Source organism: Streptomyces sp. NBC_00876 (assembly GCF_045207435.1).
GTDB lineage: Bacteria > Actinomycetota > Actinomycetes > Streptomycetales > Streptomycetaceae > Streptomyces.
The window spans coordinates 7,829,815-7,848,463 of the sequence record NZ_CP108800.1; the positions used below are offsets into that span (position 1 = coordinate 7,829,815).

Annotated in this window: 20 protein-coding genes; 13 read left to right on the forward strand and 7 right to left on the reverse strand. The window is 71.1% G+C overall.

Features of this window, described 5'->3' with window-relative positions:
- The 6 genes from OG782_RS34205 (at position 1) to OG782_RS34230 (ending at position 5,788) form a co-directional block, all read left to right on the forward strand.
- Positions 1-858 carry an amidohydrolase family protein gene (locus tag OG782_RS34205; RefSeq protein ID WP_406457745.1) on the forward strand — a complete coding sequence of 286 codons (858 nt, stop codon included), beginning with the start codon at positions 1-3 and terminating at the stop codon, positions 856-858.
- A 102-nt stretch (positions 859-960) separates the two neighbouring features.
- Positions 961-1,821 (forward strand): Fpg/Nei family DNA glycosylase, encoded by an 861-nt coding sequence (locus OG782_RS34210; RefSeq protein WP_406457746.1) that lies wholly within the window; start codon positions 961-963, stop codon positions 1,819-1,821.
- Positions 1,822-1,943: 122 nt separating this feature from the next.
- Positions 1,944-2,696 (forward strand): LytR/AlgR family response regulator transcription factor, encoded by a 753-nt coding sequence (locus OG782_RS34215; RefSeq protein ID WP_406457748.1) that lies wholly within the window; start codon positions 1,944-1,946, stop codon positions 2,694-2,696.
- A 64-nt stretch (positions 2,697-2,760) separates the two neighbouring features.
- A complete protein-coding gene (locus tag OG782_RS34220) occupies positions 2,761-3,123 on the forward strand; it encodes a hypothetical protein (RefSeq protein ID WP_406457750.1) in 363 nt (120 codons plus the stop codon).
- Positions 3,120-4,601 (forward strand): cation acetate symporter, encoded by a 1,482-nt coding sequence (locus OG782_RS34225; protein WP_406457752.1) that lies wholly within the window; start codon positions 3,120-3,122, stop codon positions 4,599-4,601. The genes OG782_RS34220 and OG782_RS34225 overlap by 4 nt, the downstream gene beginning before the upstream one ends.
- On the forward strand, positions 4,598-5,788 hold the full coding sequence (locus OG782_RS34230) for a sensor histidine kinase (protein ID WP_406457754.1): 1,191 nt from the start codon (positions 4,598-4,600) through the stop codon (positions 5,786-5,788). The genes OG782_RS34225 and OG782_RS34230 overlap by 4 nt, the downstream gene beginning before the upstream one ends.
- Before the next feature lie 48 nt (positions 5,789-5,836).
- On the opposite strand, the gene OG782_RS34235 is transcribed toward OG782_RS34230, so the two are convergent.
- Positions 5,837-6,349 carry a hypothetical protein gene (locus OG782_RS34235; protein WP_406457756.1) on the reverse strand — a complete coding sequence of 171 codons (513 nt, stop codon included), beginning with the start codon at positions 6,347-6,349 and terminating at the stop codon, positions 5,837-5,839.
- Between the two features lie 158 nt (positions 6,350-6,507).
- Between OG782_RS34235 and OG782_RS34240 the strand changes: the two genes are divergently transcribed.
- Positions 6,508-6,705: a zf-HC2 domain-containing protein gene (locus tag OG782_RS34240; protein ID WP_406457758.1), complete on the forward strand. Its 198-nt coding sequence runs from the start codon at positions 6,508-6,510 to the stop codon at positions 6,703-6,705.
- Here the strand turns inward: OG782_RS34240 and OG782_RS34245 are convergent.
- Positions 6,639-7,205 carry a sigma-70 family RNA polymerase sigma factor gene (locus OG782_RS34245; protein ID WP_406457760.1) on the reverse strand — a complete coding sequence of 189 codons (567 nt, stop codon included), beginning with the start codon at positions 7,203-7,205 and terminating at the stop codon, positions 6,639-6,641. The two genes, OG782_RS34240 and OG782_RS34245, sit on opposite strands and share 67 nt — an antisense overlap.
- 171 nt (positions 7,206-7,376) lie before the next feature.
- Positions 7,377-7,838: a universal stress protein gene (locus OG782_RS34250; protein ID WP_406457762.1), complete on the reverse strand. Its 462-nt coding sequence runs from the start codon at positions 7,836-7,838 to the stop codon at positions 7,377-7,379.
- Positions 7,839-8,004: 166 nt separating this feature from the next.
- On the opposite strand from OG782_RS34250, the gene OG782_RS34255 reads away from it, so the two are divergent.
- The gene (locus OG782_RS34255) at positions 8,005-8,850 is read left to right on the forward strand and encodes a polysaccharide deacetylase family protein (RefSeq protein WP_406457764.1); all 846 of its coding nucleotides are present in this window, start codon (positions 8,005-8,007) and stop codon (positions 8,848-8,850) included.
- Between the two features lie 54 nt (positions 8,851-8,904).
- On the opposite strand, the gene OG782_RS34260 is transcribed toward OG782_RS34255, so the two are convergent.
- Positions 8,905-9,564, reverse strand: a complete 660-nt coding sequence (locus OG782_RS34260) for a class F sortase (protein ID WP_406457766.1) — start codon at positions 9,562-9,564, stop codon at positions 8,905-8,907.
- Between the two features lie 315 nt (positions 9,565-9,879).
- Here OG782_RS34260 and OG782_RS34265 point away from each other — a divergent pair, with 315 nt between their 5' ends.
- Complete coding sequence (locus OG782_RS34265) at positions 9,880-10,548, forward strand: hypothetical protein (protein WP_406457768.1); 669 nt, start codon at positions 9,880-9,882, stop codon at positions 10,546-10,548.
- A 92-nt stretch (positions 10,549-10,640) separates the two neighbouring features.
- On the opposite strand, the gene OG782_RS34270 is transcribed toward OG782_RS34265, so the two are convergent.
- Together OG782_RS34270 and OG782_RS34275 are read right to left on the reverse strand one after the other, a co-directional pair.
- Positions 10,641-11,213: a hypothetical protein gene (locus tag OG782_RS34270; protein WP_406457770.1), complete on the reverse strand. Its 573-nt coding sequence runs from the start codon at positions 11,211-11,213 to the stop codon at positions 10,641-10,643.
- Positions 11,214-11,387: 174 nt separating this feature from the next.
- Positions 11,388-12,155 (reverse strand): hypothetical protein, encoded by a 768-nt coding sequence (locus OG782_RS34275; RefSeq protein ID WP_406457772.1) that lies wholly within the window; start codon positions 12,153-12,155, stop codon positions 11,388-11,390.
- A 508-nt stretch (positions 12,156-12,663) separates the two neighbouring features.
- Between OG782_RS34275 and OG782_RS34280 the strand changes: the two genes are divergently transcribed.
- The 3 genes from OG782_RS34280 (at position 12,664) to OG782_RS34290 (ending at position 16,860) form a co-directional block, all read left to right on the forward strand.
- On the forward strand, positions 12,664-13,668 hold the full coding sequence (locus OG782_RS34280; RefSeq protein WP_406457774.1) for an SCO0930 family lipoprotein: 1,005 nt from the start codon (positions 12,664-12,666) through the stop codon (positions 13,666-13,668).
- 202 nt (positions 13,669-13,870) lie between these two features.
- Positions 13,871-14,689 (forward strand): SAM-dependent methyltransferase, encoded by an 819-nt coding sequence (locus tag OG782_RS34285; RefSeq protein ID WP_406457776.1) that lies wholly within the window; start codon positions 13,871-13,873, stop codon positions 14,687-14,689.
- Positions 14,686-16,860, forward strand: coding sequence for a putative bifunctional diguanylate cyclase/phosphodiesterase (locus OG782_RS34290; RefSeq protein ID WP_406457778.1), 2,175 nt, complete (start codon positions 14,686-14,688; stop codon positions 16,858-16,860). Before OG782_RS34285 ends, OG782_RS34290 begins: the two co-directional genes overlap by 4 nt.
- Positions 16,861-16,919: 59 nt before the next feature.
- On the opposite strand, the gene OG782_RS34295 is transcribed toward OG782_RS34290, so the two are convergent.
- Positions 16,920-17,846, reverse strand: a complete 927-nt coding sequence (locus tag OG782_RS34295; RefSeq protein ID WP_406457780.1) for a LysR family transcriptional regulator — start codon at positions 17,844-17,846, stop codon at positions 16,920-16,922.
- Positions 17,847-17,941: 95 nt separating this feature from the next.
- On the opposite strand from OG782_RS34295, the gene OG782_RS34300 reads away from it, so the two are divergent.
- Complete coding sequence (locus tag OG782_RS34300; protein WP_406457782.1) at positions 17,942-18,649, forward strand: succinate dehydrogenase; 708 nt, start codon at positions 17,942-17,944, stop codon at positions 18,647-18,649.

Consider the following 18,649-nt stretch of genomic DNA (forward strand, 5'->3'; position numbering starts at 1 on the left):
ATGACCGGCCGGCCCCGCATCGTCGACGCCCACCACCATGTGTGGGACCTCTCGGTACGCGACCAGGAGTGGATCACCGGCGAGGAACTGGCGCCCCTGCGGCGCGACTTCACCCTTGCCGACCTGGAGCCGGAGGCCCGCGCCAACGGCGTGTGCGCGACCGTGCTCGTCCAGACCGTGACCGTCGCGGCGGAGACCCCCGAGTTCCTCGCGCTCGCCGACGGGAGCGATCTGGTCGCCGGCGTCGTGGGCTGGAGCGACCTCACCGCGCCGGACATCGCCGACACCCTGGCCGCACTGCGTGAGCTCCCCGGCGGCGACCGGCTCGTCGGGCTGCGCCACCAGGTCCAGGGCGAACCCGACCCGCAGTGGCTGCTGCGCACCGACGTCCTGCGCGGACTGGCCGCCGTCGCCGACGCCGGACTCGTCTACGACCTGCTGGTCCAGCCCCATCAGCTGCCCGCAGCCGTCCGGGCCGCCGGACTGCTGCCCGGGCTCACCTTCGTACTCGACCACGCCGGCAAACCGCCCGTCGCCACCGGGGAGCTGCACCCCTGGGCCGGTGACGTGCGGGCGCTCGCGGCCCTGCCCAACACCGTGTGCAAACTCTCCGGCCTGGTCACCGAGGCCGACGTGCGCACCTGGACCGTCGACGGTCTGCGCCCCTACGCCGACACCGTCCTCGACGCGTTCGGGCCCGGCCGGCTGTTGTTCGGCTCGGACTGGCCGGTGTGCAGGCTCGCGGCGACGTACACCGAGGTCGTCGAGTCCGCGCTCGCACTCCTCGACGGGCTCTCCGACGACGAGCGGGACGCCGTTCTCGCCACCACGGCCGAGCGCGTGTACGGCCTTCGGTAGGCGCGCGGGCGGGCGCGTGTACGGCTTTCGGTAGGCGCGCGGGCGGGCGCGTGTACGGCCTTCGGTAGGCGCCGCGGCGAAGCCTGCGGCAGGCTGGGAACCATGCCCGAACTGCCGGAAGTCGAAGCCCTGCGGGTCTTCCTCGACGACCACCTGGCTGGCAAGGAGATCGACCGCGTCCTGCCGCTCGCCATCAGCGTCCTGAAGACCTACGACCCGCCGCTCACCGCCCTGCACGGGGGTACGGTCACCGGCGTCCGGCGGCACGGCAAGTTCCTCGACATCGCCGTCGGTCCGCTGCACCTGGTCACCCACCTCGCCCGGGCCGGCTGGCTCCAGTGGAAGGACACCTTCCCCGCCACCCCGCCACGCCCGGGGAAGGGACCCCTCGCCCTGCGTACCGTCCTCACCGGCGGCGACGGCTTCGACCTGACCGAGGCCGGCACCACCAAACGCCTCGCCGTCCACCTGGTGCACGACCCGGCCGAGATCCCCGGGGTGGCACGCCTGGGGCCCGACCCGCTCGCCCCGTCCTTCGACAGGGACACGTTCGCCGCGCTGCTCGACGGGGAACGGCGCCAGATCAAGGGCGCCCTGCGCGACCAGTCGCTCATCGCCGGTATCGGCAACGCCTACAGCGACGAGATCCTGCACGTCGCGAAGATGTCGCCGTTCAAACTCACCGCACACCTCACCGACGACGAGATCACCCGGCTCCACACGGCTCTGCGCACCACGCTGGCCGACGCCGTCGCACGCTCCAGCGGGCTGGCGGCAGGACGGCTCAAGGCCGAGAAGAAGAGCGGGATGCGGGTCCACGGACGCACCGGCGAGGCCTGCCCGGTCTGCGGGGACACCGTCCGCGAGGTGTCCTTCAGCGACTCCTCGCTCCAGTACTGCCCGACCTGCCAGACAGGCGGCAAACCCCTGGCGGACCGCCGGCTGTCCCGACTGCTCAAATAGGGCGCTCAGCGAGTGAGCCGCGACAGCCGCCGCCCCGCCGCCGTCCAGCGCTGGGCTCCCCGCTCCCCGCGAACGGCACTCCACCCCCGCACTCCGTCGCACACCCCCTAAACTCCGGCGTCATGCTCCGCGTACTCGCCGTCGACGACGAAGAACCCGCCCTGGAGGAACTGCTGTACCTCCTGCGCGCCGATCCCCGGATCCGCAGCGCCGAGGGAGCCACCGGCGCCACCGAGGCGCTGCGGCGCATCGGCAGCGCCGTCGAGGCCGGGCCCGACGACCCGGCCGCCATCGACGTCGTCTTCCTCGACATCCATATGGCGGGCCTCACCGGGCTCGACGTCGCCCAGTTGCTGGCCGGGTTCGCCGCGCCCCCGCTCATCGTCTTCGTCACCGCCCACGAGGGCTTCGCCGTGCACGCCTTCGACCTCAAGGCCGTCGACTACGTCCTCAAGCCCGTACGCCGTGAACGGCTCGCCGAGGCCGTGCGCCGCGTCGCCGAACAGGTCGGCGACCGCTCCGCGCCCGTCCACGACACGGCGCACGACCAGATCCCCGTCGAACTCGGCGGTGTCATCCGCTTCGTCCCGATCGATGACATCACGTACGCCGAGGCCCAGGGCGACTACGCCCGGCTGCACACAGCCACCGGCAGCCACCTCGTCCGCGTCCCCCTGACCACCCTGGAGGAGCGCTGGCGCGCCCGCGGATTCGTCCGCATCCACCGCCGCCACCTCGTGGCGCTCGGCCGGATCGACGAACTGCGTCTGGACGCGGGCAGCATGAGCGTGCGCATCGGCACCGCTTCGCTTGCCGTCAGCCGCCGCCACACCCGCGCGCTGCGCGATCTGCTGATGCGGCAGACCGGCCGCTGACCAGCGCCTACCCACGCCCGGACCCCTTCCCAGCGGGGCACGGTGCTGCGTACACTCCGGCCCCATGTCCGCAGAGTCGACGCCCCGGCGTGAAGTGGTGACGGGGGAGCCACGGCGGGTGCGGCCCCTGCCGCGCTACCGCACCCAGTCGGAGATCGACGAACAGACCGCCCTCGGCGGCGCCTACGTCCGCTCCCTGATGCGCAGCCAACTGCGCGCGGGACTCACCGCCTTCGGCGCTCTCGCCGCCGTGGTCGCCACCCTGCCCCTGGCCTTCGAGGCGCTGCACAGCGACGCCGTCGTCTGGGCCGTCCTCGGCTTCGCCGCCTACCCGCCCCTGACGCTCCTCGCCTGGTGGTACGTGCGCCGGGCCGAGCGCAACGAGAGCGACTTCGCCCGGCTCGTGGAAGGCCGCCCCGCACCGTGAGCCGCACGTACGCGGTGGCGGCCGTCGCCGCCGTCGTTCTCGCCACCGTCCTCGTCGGCGGGTTCGGGCTGCGGATCTCCCGCACCACCTCCGACTTCTACGTCGCCTCCCGCACCGTGCGGCCCCGGCTGAACGCGGCCGCGATCAGCGGCGAGTACCTCTCCGCCGCCTCCTTCCTCGGCATCGCCGGACTCGTCCTCGTCCACGGACCCGACATGCTCTGGTACCCGGTCGGCTACACCGCCGGCTACCTGGTGCTGCTCGTGTTCGTCGCCGCACCCCTGCGCCGCTCGGGGGCGTACACCCTGCCCGACTTCGCCGAGGGACGGCTCGAATCCCGGCAGGTACGCAGGCTCGTCAGCGTGCTCGTCGTCGGCGCCGGCTGGCTCTACCTCGTCCCCCAGCTCCAGGGCGCCGGACTCACCCTCAAGATCCTGACCGGGGCGCCCGGCTGGCTCGGCGACATCCTCGTCGCCGTGGTGGTCGTCCTGGCCGTCGCCGCGGGCGGCATGCGCTCCATCACCTTCGTACAGGTCTTCCAGTACTGGCTGAAACTGACCGCGCTGCTGGTCCCCGCCCTCTTCCTGGTGCTGGCCTGGCAGGGCGACGGAAGGCCCCGCGTCACCTTCGACGAGCAGCTTTCCGTCTTCCGCGCCGACCATCCGCTCTACGCCACCTACGGCCTCATCGTCGCCACCTTCCTCGGCACCATGGGCCTGCCGCACGTCGTCGTCCGCTTCTACACCAGCCCCAACGGCCGCGACGCCCGCCGCACCACCGTCGCCGTCCTCGCCCTCATCGGCGTCTTCTACCTCCTGCCGCCCGTCTACGGCGCCCTCGGCAGGCTGTACGCACCCGAGCTCATCCGGGGCGGCGACGCGGACGCCGCCGTGCTGCTGCTCCCCGGCCGGGTCATCGGCGGGCTCGGCGGCGATCTGCTCGGGGCGCTCGTCGCGGGCGGTGCCTTCGCCGCGTTCCTGTCCACCGCCTCCGGACTGACCATGGCCGTCGCCGGCGTCATCACCCAGGACGTCCTGCCCTCGCGCGGGGTGAGCCAGTTCCGGCTGGCCACCGTCCTCGCCATCTCCGTACCGCTGGCCGGCTCACTGATGGTCAGCCGGGTCCCGGTCGCCGACTCGGTGGGAATGGCGTTCGCCGTCTCGGCCTCCTCCTTCTGCCCCCTGCTGGTCCTCGGCATCTGGTGGCGCCGGCTCACCCCGCCCGGCGCCGTGGCGGGACTCGTCCTGGGCGGCGGATCCGCCCTGCTCTCCGTCGCGATCACCGTCAGCGGGGCGGTGCGCCCGCCCGGCTGGCCGCACGCCCTGCTCGCCTGGCCGGCCGTCTGGTCCGTGCCGGTCGGCTTCCTCGCCATGATCCTGGTCTCGCTCGCCACCCCGGCCCGGATACCCGCCGGAACCAACGCCGCCATGACCCGCTTCCACCTGCCCGAAACCCTGACCTCCGGGAGGCACCGATGACCGGGGCCGGATACGCCGTCATCGTGCTGCTCGCCCTGCTCCTGTTCGGCACCGGCCTGCTGGCCGGCCGTCGTACCGCCCGCCCCGTCCGCACCAGCGACGTCGGCACGCCCGTCGAACACGCCACGTTCGAGACCCTGCACACCGCCTCCCTCGCCGCGCCCCCGCTGCGCGCCGGACTGACCGAGGAGAGCGCCCGCAAATCGGCCCGCCGCCTGCGATCGCTGCTGGGCACCGACGCCCTGTGCCTCACCGACCGCGAGAGGGTCCTGGTCTGGGACGGCGCGGGCGGCCACCACGCCCGGCACGTCATGGAAGAGGTGGAGGACCTCCTCGCCGGCGGCCGTGACACCGCCTTCCGCAGCGAGTGCGACGACCTGGACTGCCCGCTGCGGTGGGCCGTCGCGGTGCCGCTCACCGTCGACCACCGGGTCCTCGGCGCCCTGATCGCGTACGCCCCGCGCGAGTCCGCCGTCCTGGCACGGGCGGCGGGCGAGGTCGCCCGCTGGGTCTGCGTCCAGCTGGAACTCGCCGAGCTCGACCGCTCGCGCACCCAGCTCATCGAGGCCGAGATCAGGGCCCTGCGCGCCCAGATCTCCCCGCACTTTATCTTCAACTCACTGGCCGCCATCGCCTCGTTCGTCCGGACCGACCCCGAGCAGGCCCGCGAGCTCCTGCTCGAGTTCGCCGACTTCACCCGCTACTCCTTCCGCAGCCACGGCGACTTCACCACCCTCGCCGACGAACTGCACTCCATCGACCAGTACCTGGCCCTCGTCCGGGCCCGGTTCGGTGAACGGCTCTCGGTCACCCTCCAGGTCGCCCCCGAGGTCCTGCCCGTCGCCCTGCCCTTCCTCTGTCTCCAGCCCCTGGTCGAGAACGCCGTCAAGCACGGACTCGAAGGGGCCGTCACCTCCAGCCGCATCACCATCAGCGCCCTGGACGCCGGCTCCGAGGCCGAGGTCGTCATCGAGGACGACGGCACGGGCATGGACCCCGGCCGGCTGCGCCACATCCTGCGCGGCGAGGGCGGCAAGTCCACCGGCATCGGCCTGCTCAACGTCGACGAACGGCTGCGCCAGGTCTACGGGGACGAGTACGGGCTCGTCATCGAGACCGGCATCGGCGCCGGCATGCGGATCACGGTGCGGCTGCCGAAGTACCGTGCCGGGGTGCACGGTTCCTGAGCGATGCCGGACACGGGCGCAGGGGCGCCGTACGGTCCGGGTACGGGCTCAGTACAGATGGATCGCCAGATGCCCGAGCGGCAGGCCCAGCTGCCAGGCCGGGGTCCACACCTGGACCGTCTCCTGCCCGTCCGGGTCCTCCTCGTCCCCGGCGCTCTCCCAGGGCAGCGGGCCGATCGCCTCGAGGTCGGCCGCCAGCAGCTCGGTCTCCTCGAGCCACCGCCATGCCACCCGGGCCAGCGCCAGATCGGGGTCCGGGCCGCCCGGGGCGGCCGCGAGTGCGCCGAGCCGTTCACAGACCCACCGGCGCCACGGTGTCCCGTACGCCGTCAGCAGACGCAGCTCGTCCACCCGGGTGGCGGGCAGGGCCCCGGCCACCGCACCGTCGGAGAGGAAGATGGTCAGCGCGAGCGCATCGCGCCCCGCCCGGAACTCCAGCGTCGCCGGCTTCATCAGATCGCCGGTGCGCAACAACTCGTCGGCGTGGTACTCCGCGCACATCCAGGCCATCGGGACCAGCAGCCCGCCGCTGCCTGCTCCGTCATGACGTTCCGGGCGCATTCCGTCTCGCCTCTTCCCGTTCTCGGTGCCGTGCCGGGGACTGCCCGGGGCTCGGGGCCCCAGTGGCCCTCACGCAGCATTGAACCGGGGGAGCGCGCCCCGCGTGGCCAGAAGGACAGGATCCGTCGGACCCGATCCGGCACAGACATGAGGTGGAGATGACCGCCGACCCCGGGGAGGGACCGCATATGCGGCAGTTGCTCGGCGCCTACGTCCTGGACGCGCTCACGGCCGCCGAGGCCCGCGACGTCGCGCGCCACCTGCGGACCTGCGACCGCTGTTGCGCCGACTACGTGGCGGTCGCGGAGGCGGCCGCCCTGCTGCCGCTGCTGAGCGAGGAGGATCTGCTGGAGTAACCGGGCAGGTTACGGGAGAGCAGGCGCAGCGCGTAGTAGGAGCGGGACTTGACCGTGCCGGCCGGTATCCCGAGCACCTGGGCCGTCTCGCCCACGCTCAGCCCGCGGAAGTAGATCTGCACGAGCACGGCCCGGTGCTCCGGGCTGAGGGTGCGCACCGCCTCCCGCACATCGAGGGCGGCGACCGCCGACTCGGCGGTGTCCTCGCCGCCCGGGGCGCTCTCCAGTACGGCGTCGCCGACCTCGGCCGGCCGGGCCAGCCGTGACCTGCGGGCGTCGATCGCCAGCCGGCGGCCGACGGTGAACAGCCAGGGCCGCATGGATTCGTACGGGCCGTCGAAGGCCTCCGGGTGCTGCCAGGCCCGCACCAGCGTCTCCTGGAGCAGGTCCTCGGCCCGCTGCCGGTCGCCGAACGTCAGACCGAGCAGAAAGTGGAAGAGGGCGGGTCCGTGCTCGCGCTGCAGATCCGCGAGGTCCCGCTCATCGGTCGTCGTGGTCATGCCGCACGCCCTTTCCCGCGGAGGCCCCTGCCGCCTCGCTGCTGACTGGCGTATACGAACGCATTCACGCCTGGGGGAACAGGACAAACGCCGCCCCGTGCGACGAGCGGTCGCACGGAGCGGCGAATGGTGCGGTGAACGGTCGGGCGGCGCCGATGCGGGGGAGAGGCCTTAAGGAACCACGGTGACGGGCCAGCGGCCCGCCTTCACCAGACGGACGGCCACCGAGCCGATGAACCGGTGTCCCGCCGACTCCGACGCGCCCACCACGACGGCGTCCGCCTTGAGTTCGTCCGCTGCCGTCACCAGCCCGTTGTACGGATCACCGCGGAAGGTGTGGAACTCCCAGCGCACATCCCATATGTCCTTCATCCGCTCCGCGGACGCCCGGATCTCGCTCACCAGACCCTCTGCGACCTCGCCGGTCGCATCGCCGACCGGCGCACCGAGCGCGGCACCCGCCGGCAGCACGGGCTGCACGTAGACGAGGGCGAGCATGGCCTTCTGACGACGGGCGAGTCCTGCGGCGTAGGCCCCGGCGCGCATGGAGGAACCGGAACCGTCGAGGCCCGCCACGATCACTTTCGGACCGTCCGTGCCACGTTCGAACCGGTGAGGCTGCTGATCTGTCACGGCAGTGAGGCTATCGGCTCTTGATCCCGTCCCCGGCCCGGCCTCCGGGGAGTGCCCCGGCGTGCGGTTCCCGGTTGCGCGGATGCGCTCCCCCCATTGGGTGCAAAACCCTCCGCAGCCGGTGTCGTTGAGGAGGGTGGGGGAGCGGACGTGCGAGCAGTTGGTCATGAAAAATGATCAGAGGTTGCCCCTGCGCAGAACACTGCTGCGGCTGGGCGCCGGGCTGGCCGCCGCAACCGCTGTGCGGCTCGTCGTCGCGGACCCCGTCGGCACCCCCCTGCGGCGCGCCGCTCCGCCGTCCGCCGGCGCCGCGGGCACGCGGGCCGCCGCCCTTCGGGCCCGTCCGTCGGCCTACCGGCTGAGGCCCATGACGGCGAACACGCCGCCCCGCTACCGCCCCGCGCTGCCACCGGTCCGGACCCGGCCTTTCGAGGAGCTGCCCGGCATCGGCCGCGCGATGGTGCTGACCTTCGACGACGGTCCCGATCCGCTCTACACCCCGCACATCCTGGACACGCTGCGCACGTACGACGTACGGGCGATGTTCTTCCTCTGCGGGGAGATGGCCCACGACAACCAGGATCTGGTCCGCCGGATCGCCGATGACGGGCACACCGTGGGCAACCACTCGTGGACACACCCGCTGGTCACCAAGCTCTCCCGGGCCGGCATCACCGACGAACTGGGCCGCACCAGCGACGTGATCGAGAAGATCACCGGAGCTCCGCCGCTCTGGTACCGGGCGCCCTACGGAGCCTGGAACCGCAATTCCTTCGAGATCGGGGCCGCGATGGGCATGGAACCGATGGCCTGGACCGTGGACACCCTTGACTGGACCGTGCCCGGCACCGACAGCATCGTCCGCCGGGTCCGCGGCGGTGCGGCTCCCGGCGTGGTGGTGCTCTCGCACGATGCGGGCGGCAACCGTTCGCAGAGCGTGGCCGCGCTGCGCCGCTATCTGCCGGAGCTGCTGGAGGACGGATACCGGATCACGGTGCCGCCGCGTCGCTGAAGCGTGCGGCAACAGCTGCCGGGAGGCGGGGTTCCGGCTCCCGGCAGCTGCCCCTCAGCGCGTCTCGACGAGGCGGGCGAAGGCCACGACGTTGCCGTCGTAACCGTTGGCCTTCGTGAACCCGCCGCCGCAGGTGATGACCCGCAGCTCCGCCTGACCGGTGTCTCCGTACACCCGGGCGCCGGGGAAGTCGTTCTTGGAGAACACCTCGACGCCGTAGACCTGGAACACCGCGACCTGGCCGTCGCTGCGGGAGACCTCGATGCGATTGCCCTGCTTCAGCGAGCCCAGACCGTAGAAGACGGCGGGTCCCGCCTGGTTGTCGACGTGGCCGACGATGACGGAGGTGCCGAGCTGTCCCGGCGCGATGCCGTTCTGGTACCAGCCGGCCAGGTTGGGGTCCTGCGGGGGCGGTGTCCCGATCCAGCCGTTCTCGTCGAGGTTCACATCGATGACCGGTGCGTCGACCTGGATGGCCGGAATGGCCACGCGTGCGGCGGGCGCGTACGCGAGCGGCTTCACGGTCGGGCCCGCCACCGGGGCGCCGGGGGCGTCCTTCTGGTGGCCGACCGAGGTGGCGGCGACCGGTTGCGGCGGGCCGGGCGAGAGCTCCGCGCCGTTCCGCATCAGTGCGAGACCGGTGAGCATCGCCAGGGCGAGCGCGCCCCAGGGTGAGTGTCTGATCCGTTCGGGTCGCCAGTTGTCCCGGCCCATGGTTCTCCCTTCGTCGCGACGAGGGGAACGCTAGGCGCGGGGCGGCCGGGCGGCGATCAGGGAAGTGCGAACGGGTGGCGGGAGCGGATGCGGATGCTCATCGGAGTAGTGCGCAGATAAAAGTTCTGACGCTCTGTGACCTGCGGATCCATCAGTTTCGGGGGTGCGCGCACGGTGTGTCGGATCACCGGGGTGGAGCAGTGCCGAAATGCGGTGGATCAAGGATCTGGTGAGGGTTCGTCATGGGAGGCGTTCTCGTCGATCCTTCCCGGCGCACACAGAGCTCCGGGGCGCTTCCCACTGGAGGTTCGAACGATGCGTGCTACACGCGCTCTCGTTGTCGCCGCGACCGCCGTCGCCGCTCTCGGGCTCGGTGCCCCGATGGCAGCTGCCGGTGGAGACGTCGGGAACGGTCAGAACAACGGGACCAACCAGAACAACCAGAACAACCAGAACGACTGGAGCGACCCGGGCGACTGGGACAACGGAGACGGCAACGGCAACGGCAACGGCAACGGCAACGGCAACGGCAACGGGAACGGCAACGGGAACGGGAACGGCAATGGGAACGGCAACGGTCGCCCCAACGGTCCGAACAACGTGACCGTCGACCCCGAGCGCGTTCACCAGGGCGCGGCCATGCAGGTCAGCGCGGAGGGCTGCGGCCGGGGCGGCAGTGTCTCGTCCAACGCCTTCCGGACCACGCGCCTTTCGGCGGGCCGGGTCGGCCATGCCAGGGTCCGGATCCTCAACGACGCGACGCCCGGCTCCTACAACCTGACGGTGCGCTGCGACGGCACCGACCGGACGGCCGGTCACCGCTTCACCGTGCTCAACAGCCGCGGCGCACAGGGCGGCTTCGGCGGCTCGATGGCCGCGAGCCCGGCGGAGATGGGTGTCGGTGCGGGGCTGGCCGCCTCGGCGGCTCTCGGCGGAGGCATGTACATCATGCGCCGCCGGAGGATGAGCCATGGGTCGGTCTGACCGTAGAGACGCACCCACCGGCCCGATAACCGAAGTCGCCCCGAGTCCTTTACCAGGACCCGGGGCGACTTCCGTTCTGCAGGACGAACCGCTCAGTGCGAACGGTTCTCCTTGCGCCGCCGCACCACGAACACGGTGCCGGCCGCGGCGACCACCGCCAGCGCGGTACCGGCCACGATCTCGCCGGAGTTCATGCTGTCGATGCTGCCGCCGAGCCCACCCTGCACACCGGCCGGGGAGGCCGTTGATGCCGGCGACACCGCGGAGCTCGTCGAGCTGGTCGAGCTCGTGGTGGGTGTGCTGGTGGCCGCGCTGATGGTGAGGTTCACCTTGGCCGTGGAGCTCGGTGACGTGTTGCAGGTGAACGTCACCTCATAGGCGGCGCCCGGCTTGGCGTCCCAGTCGACCGTTGCCCTGCTGCTGCCGTTCCTCGGGATGGTGACGGTGTCGAACACCCCCGAGGACGCCGTGGCCGTCGTGGAGCATCCCCGGGCCGCCAGGGTGACCTGGCCGCCGGGCGCGATCACCGACGGCGTGACGGTGTACCCGCTCCCGCCGGCGGACGGGCCGCCCGTTGTAGCGGCATACGCGGTCACGGCCGGGGCGGTCAGGGCGAGTGCTGCGGCGCCGAGCAGAGCGACGGGGGTGACACGTATTGCGCGCATGGTGAATCCTCCGGGTCCCCGAGGAGCAGCTGCGGAACGGATTTCCACAAAGCGTCAGAAATGCACCTCGATGCGGCTCACGCTAGAAGTGGCGCATTTTGCCCGCGATCGGGGTCCGGCGAATGGGGCACCGGTGTCCCCCGGGCGGCGCACCCGCCCGGGGCCGGGGGAGTGCTATCCGCCCGCCGCTCCGGGGAACAGGTCGAGGAAGGGGGCGGCGGTGGCCGAGATGCCCCGGCCGAACGGTGCGTCGAAGTCCCAGATCAGGAAGAGGAGGAAGGCGATCAGCACGCTGAAGAGACCGGCCAGCAGGAGTTCGCGGAAGGTCCTCCGGATCTGCAGCGTGAAGATCAGCCCCACGGTCACCAGCGCTCCGGTGATCAGCCCGAACCAGACGACCCCCGGCATGGTGGCTCCGGCGCTCTCCCCGCGTGCGCTGCGTGCGTCGTCGGCCGCTGCGACCTGGTCGACCAGTGGCTGGTACGCCTGCCCCTCGTGGTCCGTCTTCGGCCGGTACTCCGTGACATCGGCCCGCACCCGGCCCAGCAGCTCCGCGCCCCGGTCGCCGAGCGAGCCGCGCTCGCTCATGGTCCGCCACTCGTCGTGGACGACATAGGCCACGTAGGCGTCGACATCGGCACGGATCCGGGTGCGCACGTCGTCCGGGTACACGGACGAGCGCTCGCTGACCTCGTGCAGCGCCTGGGCCTCCTGGCGGACGTACTCCTGGGCGGCGCCGCGGCCCTCCCAGACGCCCGCGATGGCCAGCCCCAGCACGATCGCGTAGACCACGCCGATCATCATCGTCATGTACTCGATGACGTCAGGGGTTTCGGACGGGTCGTCGTCCTCCGGGAGCCGGCGGTTGTTGAGGACGGCGATGGTCAGTACGACGGCGCTGGCCGCCACCATGGCGAGGGTGAGAACAAGCCATTCCGACATGTGCGTCTCCGGAGGTCATCGTGAACGGGGCCGTAGCACGGCGACGGCGAACACCGCAGGGGCTGTGATCATCAAGGTGAGGGTGACCAGGGAGGTGTGGCGTTCCGGAGCCTTGCGCACCGGCCTGCGGTACGAGGGAAGGGCCACGGGTTCGGGCGGTGCCGGCCGCGCGGACGGCGAGGGCGAGGGGGACGGCGGCGGGGGCGGTGGAGGCGGCGGCGGTGCGGGCTCGGGCTCCGGTGGCGCGGGAGGTGGCGGCGGTGGAGGCGGAGGCGGGGGTGGCGGTGGCGGCGGAGGAGGCGGGGGTGGGGGCGGTGGTGGCGGCTTCGGCGCCGGCGGTGGAGTGGGCCGGGGCTCCGGCCCGGCGTGGCAGCTGCCGTCACCGCTGTCGGCCACGGCCCAGCTGCCGCCGTCCTCCCCGATCGAGGCGTACGCGCAGTTGTCGGCGGCCGCGGGCGCCGGAGCGGTCAGCAGCCATATGAGTGCGACGGCCGCGGCGAGGCGGCCGATGAGTGATCCGTACACGACGGGGAGCATGTTCCGGGCCGCACGGCGGCACGCCGGACATCTGCCGGATTCCCCTGATGGAGGGGACCTGGGGTGCCGGGGGTTTGAGGCTCCGGAAAATTCTGTGGACGGATTGAACAAAGAGGACGCCGGTGCGCGTACCCATGGCCATGAACGACGCGGCCCCGCGTCGCAACAGGGCAGGAGTGCCACGGGAGTTGACACGAACCCGGAGCCTGCCTCGGCGAAGCGGGCCGGGCAGCTCGCGGTCCGGGACAGTGAGAGGCTCGGCAAGGTGGTGACGGACGGTGAGGGATTCACGCTCTACCGCTTCGACAAGGGCGCCGCGAGCCCGCCGACGTCGAATTGCGAAGGCGACTGTGCGAAAGCCTGGCCGCCGCTGCCCGCCGGGAATGTGACGGCGGCGGCCGGAACCGATGCCGCACTCATCGGGAAGGTCACCCGCGCCGATGGCACCCGGCAACTCACACTGGCGGGATGGCCGGTGCACCGCTATGCCAAGGATGCCGAGCCCGGGGACGCCCAGGGGCAGGGAGCGGGCGGAACCTGGTTCGCCGTGGCGCCCGACGGCAAGAAGGCCGCGGTGAACGCAGACGGCCCGTCCGGCGCCGAACCGGCCGGCCTCTCGGGACTCCCGGTCCGCAAGGATCCGAAACTCGGCGATATTGTCGTGGACAAGCGCGGTATGACGGTCTGCCGGTTCAAGAAGGATGTCGCATGGCCGATGAAGTCGGCCTGTACCGGCGCCTGCCTCTCGATGCGGCCGGTTGTCGCCCCGCTCGCCAGGAATGATGTGAAGAGTGTCACCACCAAGGGCTTTGTCACCTTCGACCGGCCCGATGGGCTCAAGCGGCAGGCCATCGACTGCCGGCCCGTCTATACCTACTCCGGGGACATCGGGCCCGGTGACACCAACGGCCAGGGTATCGGGGGCACATGGTACGCGGTGCCCCTCCAGACAAAGCTCGTCGACGCGCCGAAGTAGTCCTGTTCTGAACTTCTTGTACCGCCCTGTCGTCGAATGTCACACGCAGCGACGGGGCGGTTGCACATGCCACGGGTGTGTGACCAATAACGGACGGCTAATTTCCGTTTCGGCTCGCTCTCCTGGCGGTCGATCAGTAACCTCTGGTCAACACTGACCATGAACATGGCCGGATCGCCGTGGCGACTTGTTGGAGACATCGATGGAGCGTCCCGCGTGGGCACCGCAAGGCATTGACATTTCGGTGCCGAGCGTGTCCCGAATGTATGACTTCTATCTGGGCGGCTCGCACAATTTCGAGGTGGACCGGGACGCGGCCCGCAAGGCCATGGAGTTCATGCCGGGACTTCCCAAGATCATGCAGGCGAACCGGGCCTTTATGCGCCGCGCGGTGCGCTACGCACTGGGCGAAGGCATCACCCAGTTCCTCGACATCGGTTCCGGGATACCGACCTTCGGAAATGTCCACGAGGTCGCCCATGCGATCGACCCGCAGGCCAAGGTGGCGTACGTCGACCACGACCCGGTCGCGGTCGCACACAGCCAGGCCGTGCTCGACGGCAACGACCGCGCGGTGATAGCCGCCGCCGATCTGCGCCGGCCCGAGGAGATCCGCGACAACCCGGAGATCAACAAGCTTCTCGACCTGGACCGCCCGGTCGCGCTGCTGCTCGTCGCCGTACTCCACTTCATCGAGGACTCCGACGACCCGCACACCGCCGTCGCCGAGCTGCGCGACATGCTGGCGCCCGGCAGCCTTCTCGTCATCACCCACGCCTCGTACGAGGGGATTCCGCTGACGCAGGAGGAGGCCGGAGGGACGGTCGGGGTGTACAAGAACATCCGCAACCCGCTGGTCATGCGCTCGCGCGACGAGGTCACCCGTTTCTTCGACGGCTACCGGCTGGTCGAGCCCGGCCTCGTGTCGATGCCGCTCTGGCGCCCCGACACCCCGGTCGTGACGGAGAACGAGGACCCATTCGCCTTCTCGGGCTTCGCAGGAGTGGGACGCAAGGCGTGAGTATTCCCGCCCAGTCGTCCGGAGCCCCGGACGCGGCGCCCGACGGCCCCGAAGACCGGCTCCGGAGATTCGCCACGATATGGAGCCGGGCGATCTTCCCGTCGACCGCCACCTCCATGACCCGGCCGGAGTTCGAGCAGCATCTGCTTCCGCTGGCGCGCACGCTCAGCGACATCCTGCACGCCCGCCCCTTCGACGCGGCACCGGCGGGCGCGGTGGGCGGCGCGCTCGTCGCGGCGCACTGCACGGACCCGGACGCCCTCAGCTCCACCCTCGGCGTCGTCGACTCGTACCTGGTGCTCTACTGCGGAGGCAACGGACCCCAGGCACTGTCGACCGAGGACAGCCGGTCCCGATGCGCCCGGATCCAGCACGCGGTCGCGGGCGGATTCACCCAGGCCCTGCGCGAGCGGACCCTGGCCGAACAGGAGGCCATCGCCCGCTCGGCGCTCACCGCGCGTTCCCATGCCGAGCAGGCGCTGCACGCCACGGAGGCGCGCTTCCGTGCCGTCTTCAAGGACGCCGCCATCGGCATCGGGATCGCCGACCTGGACGGCAACGTGCTGGAGGTCAACGACACCCTCACCCGGATGTTCGGCGGGCTGGAGACCCACGTCCGCGGCTACCGGGTCGACGAGTGGGTCCACCCCGAGGACTCCCCGCACGTCTGGAAGTACTACCACGAGCTGGTACGCGGCGAACGCGAGCACTACCGGGTCGAGAAGCCGTACTACCGCAACGACGGCACCGTCCTGTGGACCAATCTGACGGTGTCCCTGCTGCGCGACTCGGAGGGGCAGCCGGAGTACCAGCTGGCACTCATGGAGGACACCACCGAGCGCCGGCTGCTCAACCTGCGGCTGCGGTACGAGGCCACGCACGACGCGCTCACCGGTCTGCCGAACCGCACCCTCTTCTTCGAGCGTCTCGAGAAAGCGCTCTCAGCAAGGGACGGAAGCCGATTCGGTCTCTGCTACCTGGACCTGGACGGCTTCAAGGCGATCAACGACAGCCTGGGTCACGCCGCGGGCGACCGGCTGCTCGTCGAGGTCGCGGACCGGCTGCAGAGCTGCGCGACAGCTCAGGGCGAAATGGTGGCGCGGCTCGGGGGCGACGAGTTCGTGGCCCTGACGACGGGTCCCGACACCGCCGAGGAGGTCGACGAACTCGCCTGCCGGATCCTCGGTGTGCTCGCCACGCCGATCCGGATCGACGGCCGTGAGCTGACCGTCCGCGGGTCCATCGGGGTCGTCGAGGGGCCCGCCGCCGAACGCAACGCGGCAGAGGTGCTGCGCAGTGCCGACATCACGATGTACCGGGCCAAGTCGGCGGGCGGCAACCGCTTCGAGCTCGCCGACGCCGAGGCGGACGCGCGGGCCATCACCCGGCACGGACTGACCACGGCCCTGCCGGCCGCGCTGGAGCGCGGTGAGTTCTTCATCGAGTACCAGCCGCTGGTGCACCTCGGCGACGGTTCGGTCCACGGCGCGGAGGCGCTGGTGCGCTGGTGCCACCCGCAGCACGGGGTACTCGGGCCCGACCGGTTCATCGCGCTGGCCGAGCACACCGGGCTGATCGTGCCGCTCGGCCGCTGGGTGCTGGAGGAGTCGGTCCGCCAGGCCAACTTCTGGCAGGAGCGGCATTCCGACGGCGGTCCGCTGCGGATCAACGTCAACCTCTCGCCGACCCAGCTCCACCACCCGCGACTGGTGGCGGAGACCGTCGACGTCCTGGAACGCTCGGGTCTCGAGCCGGGGGCCCTGTGCCTGGAGGTCACCGAGTCGGCGCTGATCGGGGCCGACGACGATCTCCTGAAGCCGCTGCGCCAACTGGCCGAGATGGGCGTCGACATAGCGCTCGACGACTTCGGCACGGGGTACTCGAACCTGGCGAACCTGCGGCGGCTGCCGGTCAGCGTGCTGAAACTGGACCGTTCCTTCACCCAGGGGATGCAGCACCACCCGGCCGACCCGGTGGACCTGAAGATCGTCGAGGGGATCGTGTCACTCGCGCACAGCCTCGACCTGGCGGTGACGGTGGAGGGCGTGGAGACACGGGCCCAGGCGGACCAGCTCCGCGAGCTGGGCTGCGACACGGCTCAGGGCTGGTACTACGCGCGGCCCGGCGCACCGGACCGGATCCACTCCCTGCTGCTGGCCGACGCGGTGTGAGCGGACCGGGCACGGGGTGTCATTCGCCGGACGGGGAGTGAGCGGGCCGGGCCCAGGTGTCACTCGCCGGACGGGGCCGGTTGTGCCGCCCGTCCGGCGGCTGCCCGGCTCGCCAGCAGCACCCGCTGCAGCTCGCGTGCCGCCCGCGGCGGGGCCACGTCGCTGCGGTGCGCCAGCGCGATCGTACGGCGCAGCCCGGGCCGGGCCAGCGGGGTGGTCCGCAGGTCGTGGCCGGCCCGGTCGGCCACCATGCTGGGGACCACGGCGACGCCCAGACCGGCGCGCACGAAGCCGAGGACAGCGTCCATCTCGCCGCCCTCCACGGTGAACGACGGCTCGAAGCCCTCGGCCCGGCAGGCGGCCACGGTCAGCTCCCGCAGGTCGTAGCCGTGCCGGAACATCACCAGCGGCTCTCCCTGGAGATCGGAGATCCTGACGCGGCCGCCCCTGCCGGGCCGCGGGGCGGCCGCCGAGGAGACCACCACAAGGTCCTCCTGGAGCAGTTCGACGGTGGTCAGGGCCGGTGAGGCCGCGGGCAGCGGCAGTACCACCAGGGCCAGATCGAGTGTGCCGCGCGCCAGCTCCCGTACCAGGTCGTGCGAGCCGCCCTCCTCGATCAGCAGCTGGATCCCCGGATGCAGATCATGGAAGGCGCGCAGGACGTCGGGCAGCAGCCCCGTGCAGAGGCTGGGGGTCGCGCCCAGCCTGACCCGGCCGCGGCGCAGCTGGGCCAGCTCCTGGACCTCGTGCCGGGCGGTGTCGGCGTCGGCCAGGATGCGCCGCGCGAGCGGCAGCAGGGCCTCGCCCGCGTCCGTCAGGGTGATGTTGCCCCGGGCCCGGCTGAACAGCTCGGCACCCAGCTCGTTCTCCAGGGCCCTGATCTGCTGGGAGAGCGAGGGCTGTGAGACGTGCACCTCCTCCGCGGCGCGGGTGAAGTGCCGTGCCTCGGCGACCGCCACGAAATACGTGAGCTGCTGGAACTGCATATACGCACCCTACCCCTCGTGATAGTCCAAGCCTATGGAGATGAGGCGTTCCATGTCTTGGACTGATCGGGCCCTTCGGCCCTAGCGTCGTGTCCATGGCATTGGCAACACGGACGGACCGACGGCCGTCCATGACGCGCACGCTCTGGGACTCGTCCGTCGGCAAGAAGGTGATCATGGCCGTGAGCGGCCTGATCATGCTCCTCTACTTGGTCGTCCACATGGTCGGCAATCTGAAGATCTTCTTCGGGTCCGACGAGTTCAACGGCTACGCGCACTGGCTGCGCGTGATGGGTGAGCCGTTCCTGCACCACGAGTGGGCGCTGTGGATCGTGCGCGTCGTGCTCGTCGCCGCCGTCGTCCTGCACGCCGTCTCCGCGTACCAGCTCAGCCGGCGCGACCTGAGGGCGCGCCCGAGCAAGTACGTACACAGCAAGCCGCGCGCGAGCTATGCCACCCGCACCATGCGCTACGGCGGCATCATCATGGGGCTGTTCATCGTCTGGCACATCCTCGACCTGACGACCGGCACCGTGCACACCGGCGGATTCCAGTCCGGGCACCCGTACCAGAACGTCGTCGACACCTTCTCCACCTGGTACGGCAACGTCATCTACATCGTCGCCATGCTCGCCATGGGACTGCACGTCCGGCACGGGTTCTGGAGCGCGGCGCAGACACTCGGCGCCGGCCGCGCAACCCGCGACCGTGTCCTGAAGACCACCGCCAACATCCTTGCACTGGTGCTGACCGTGGGCTTCGTCTCGGTACCCGTCGCCGTCATGACCGGAGTGGTGAGCTGA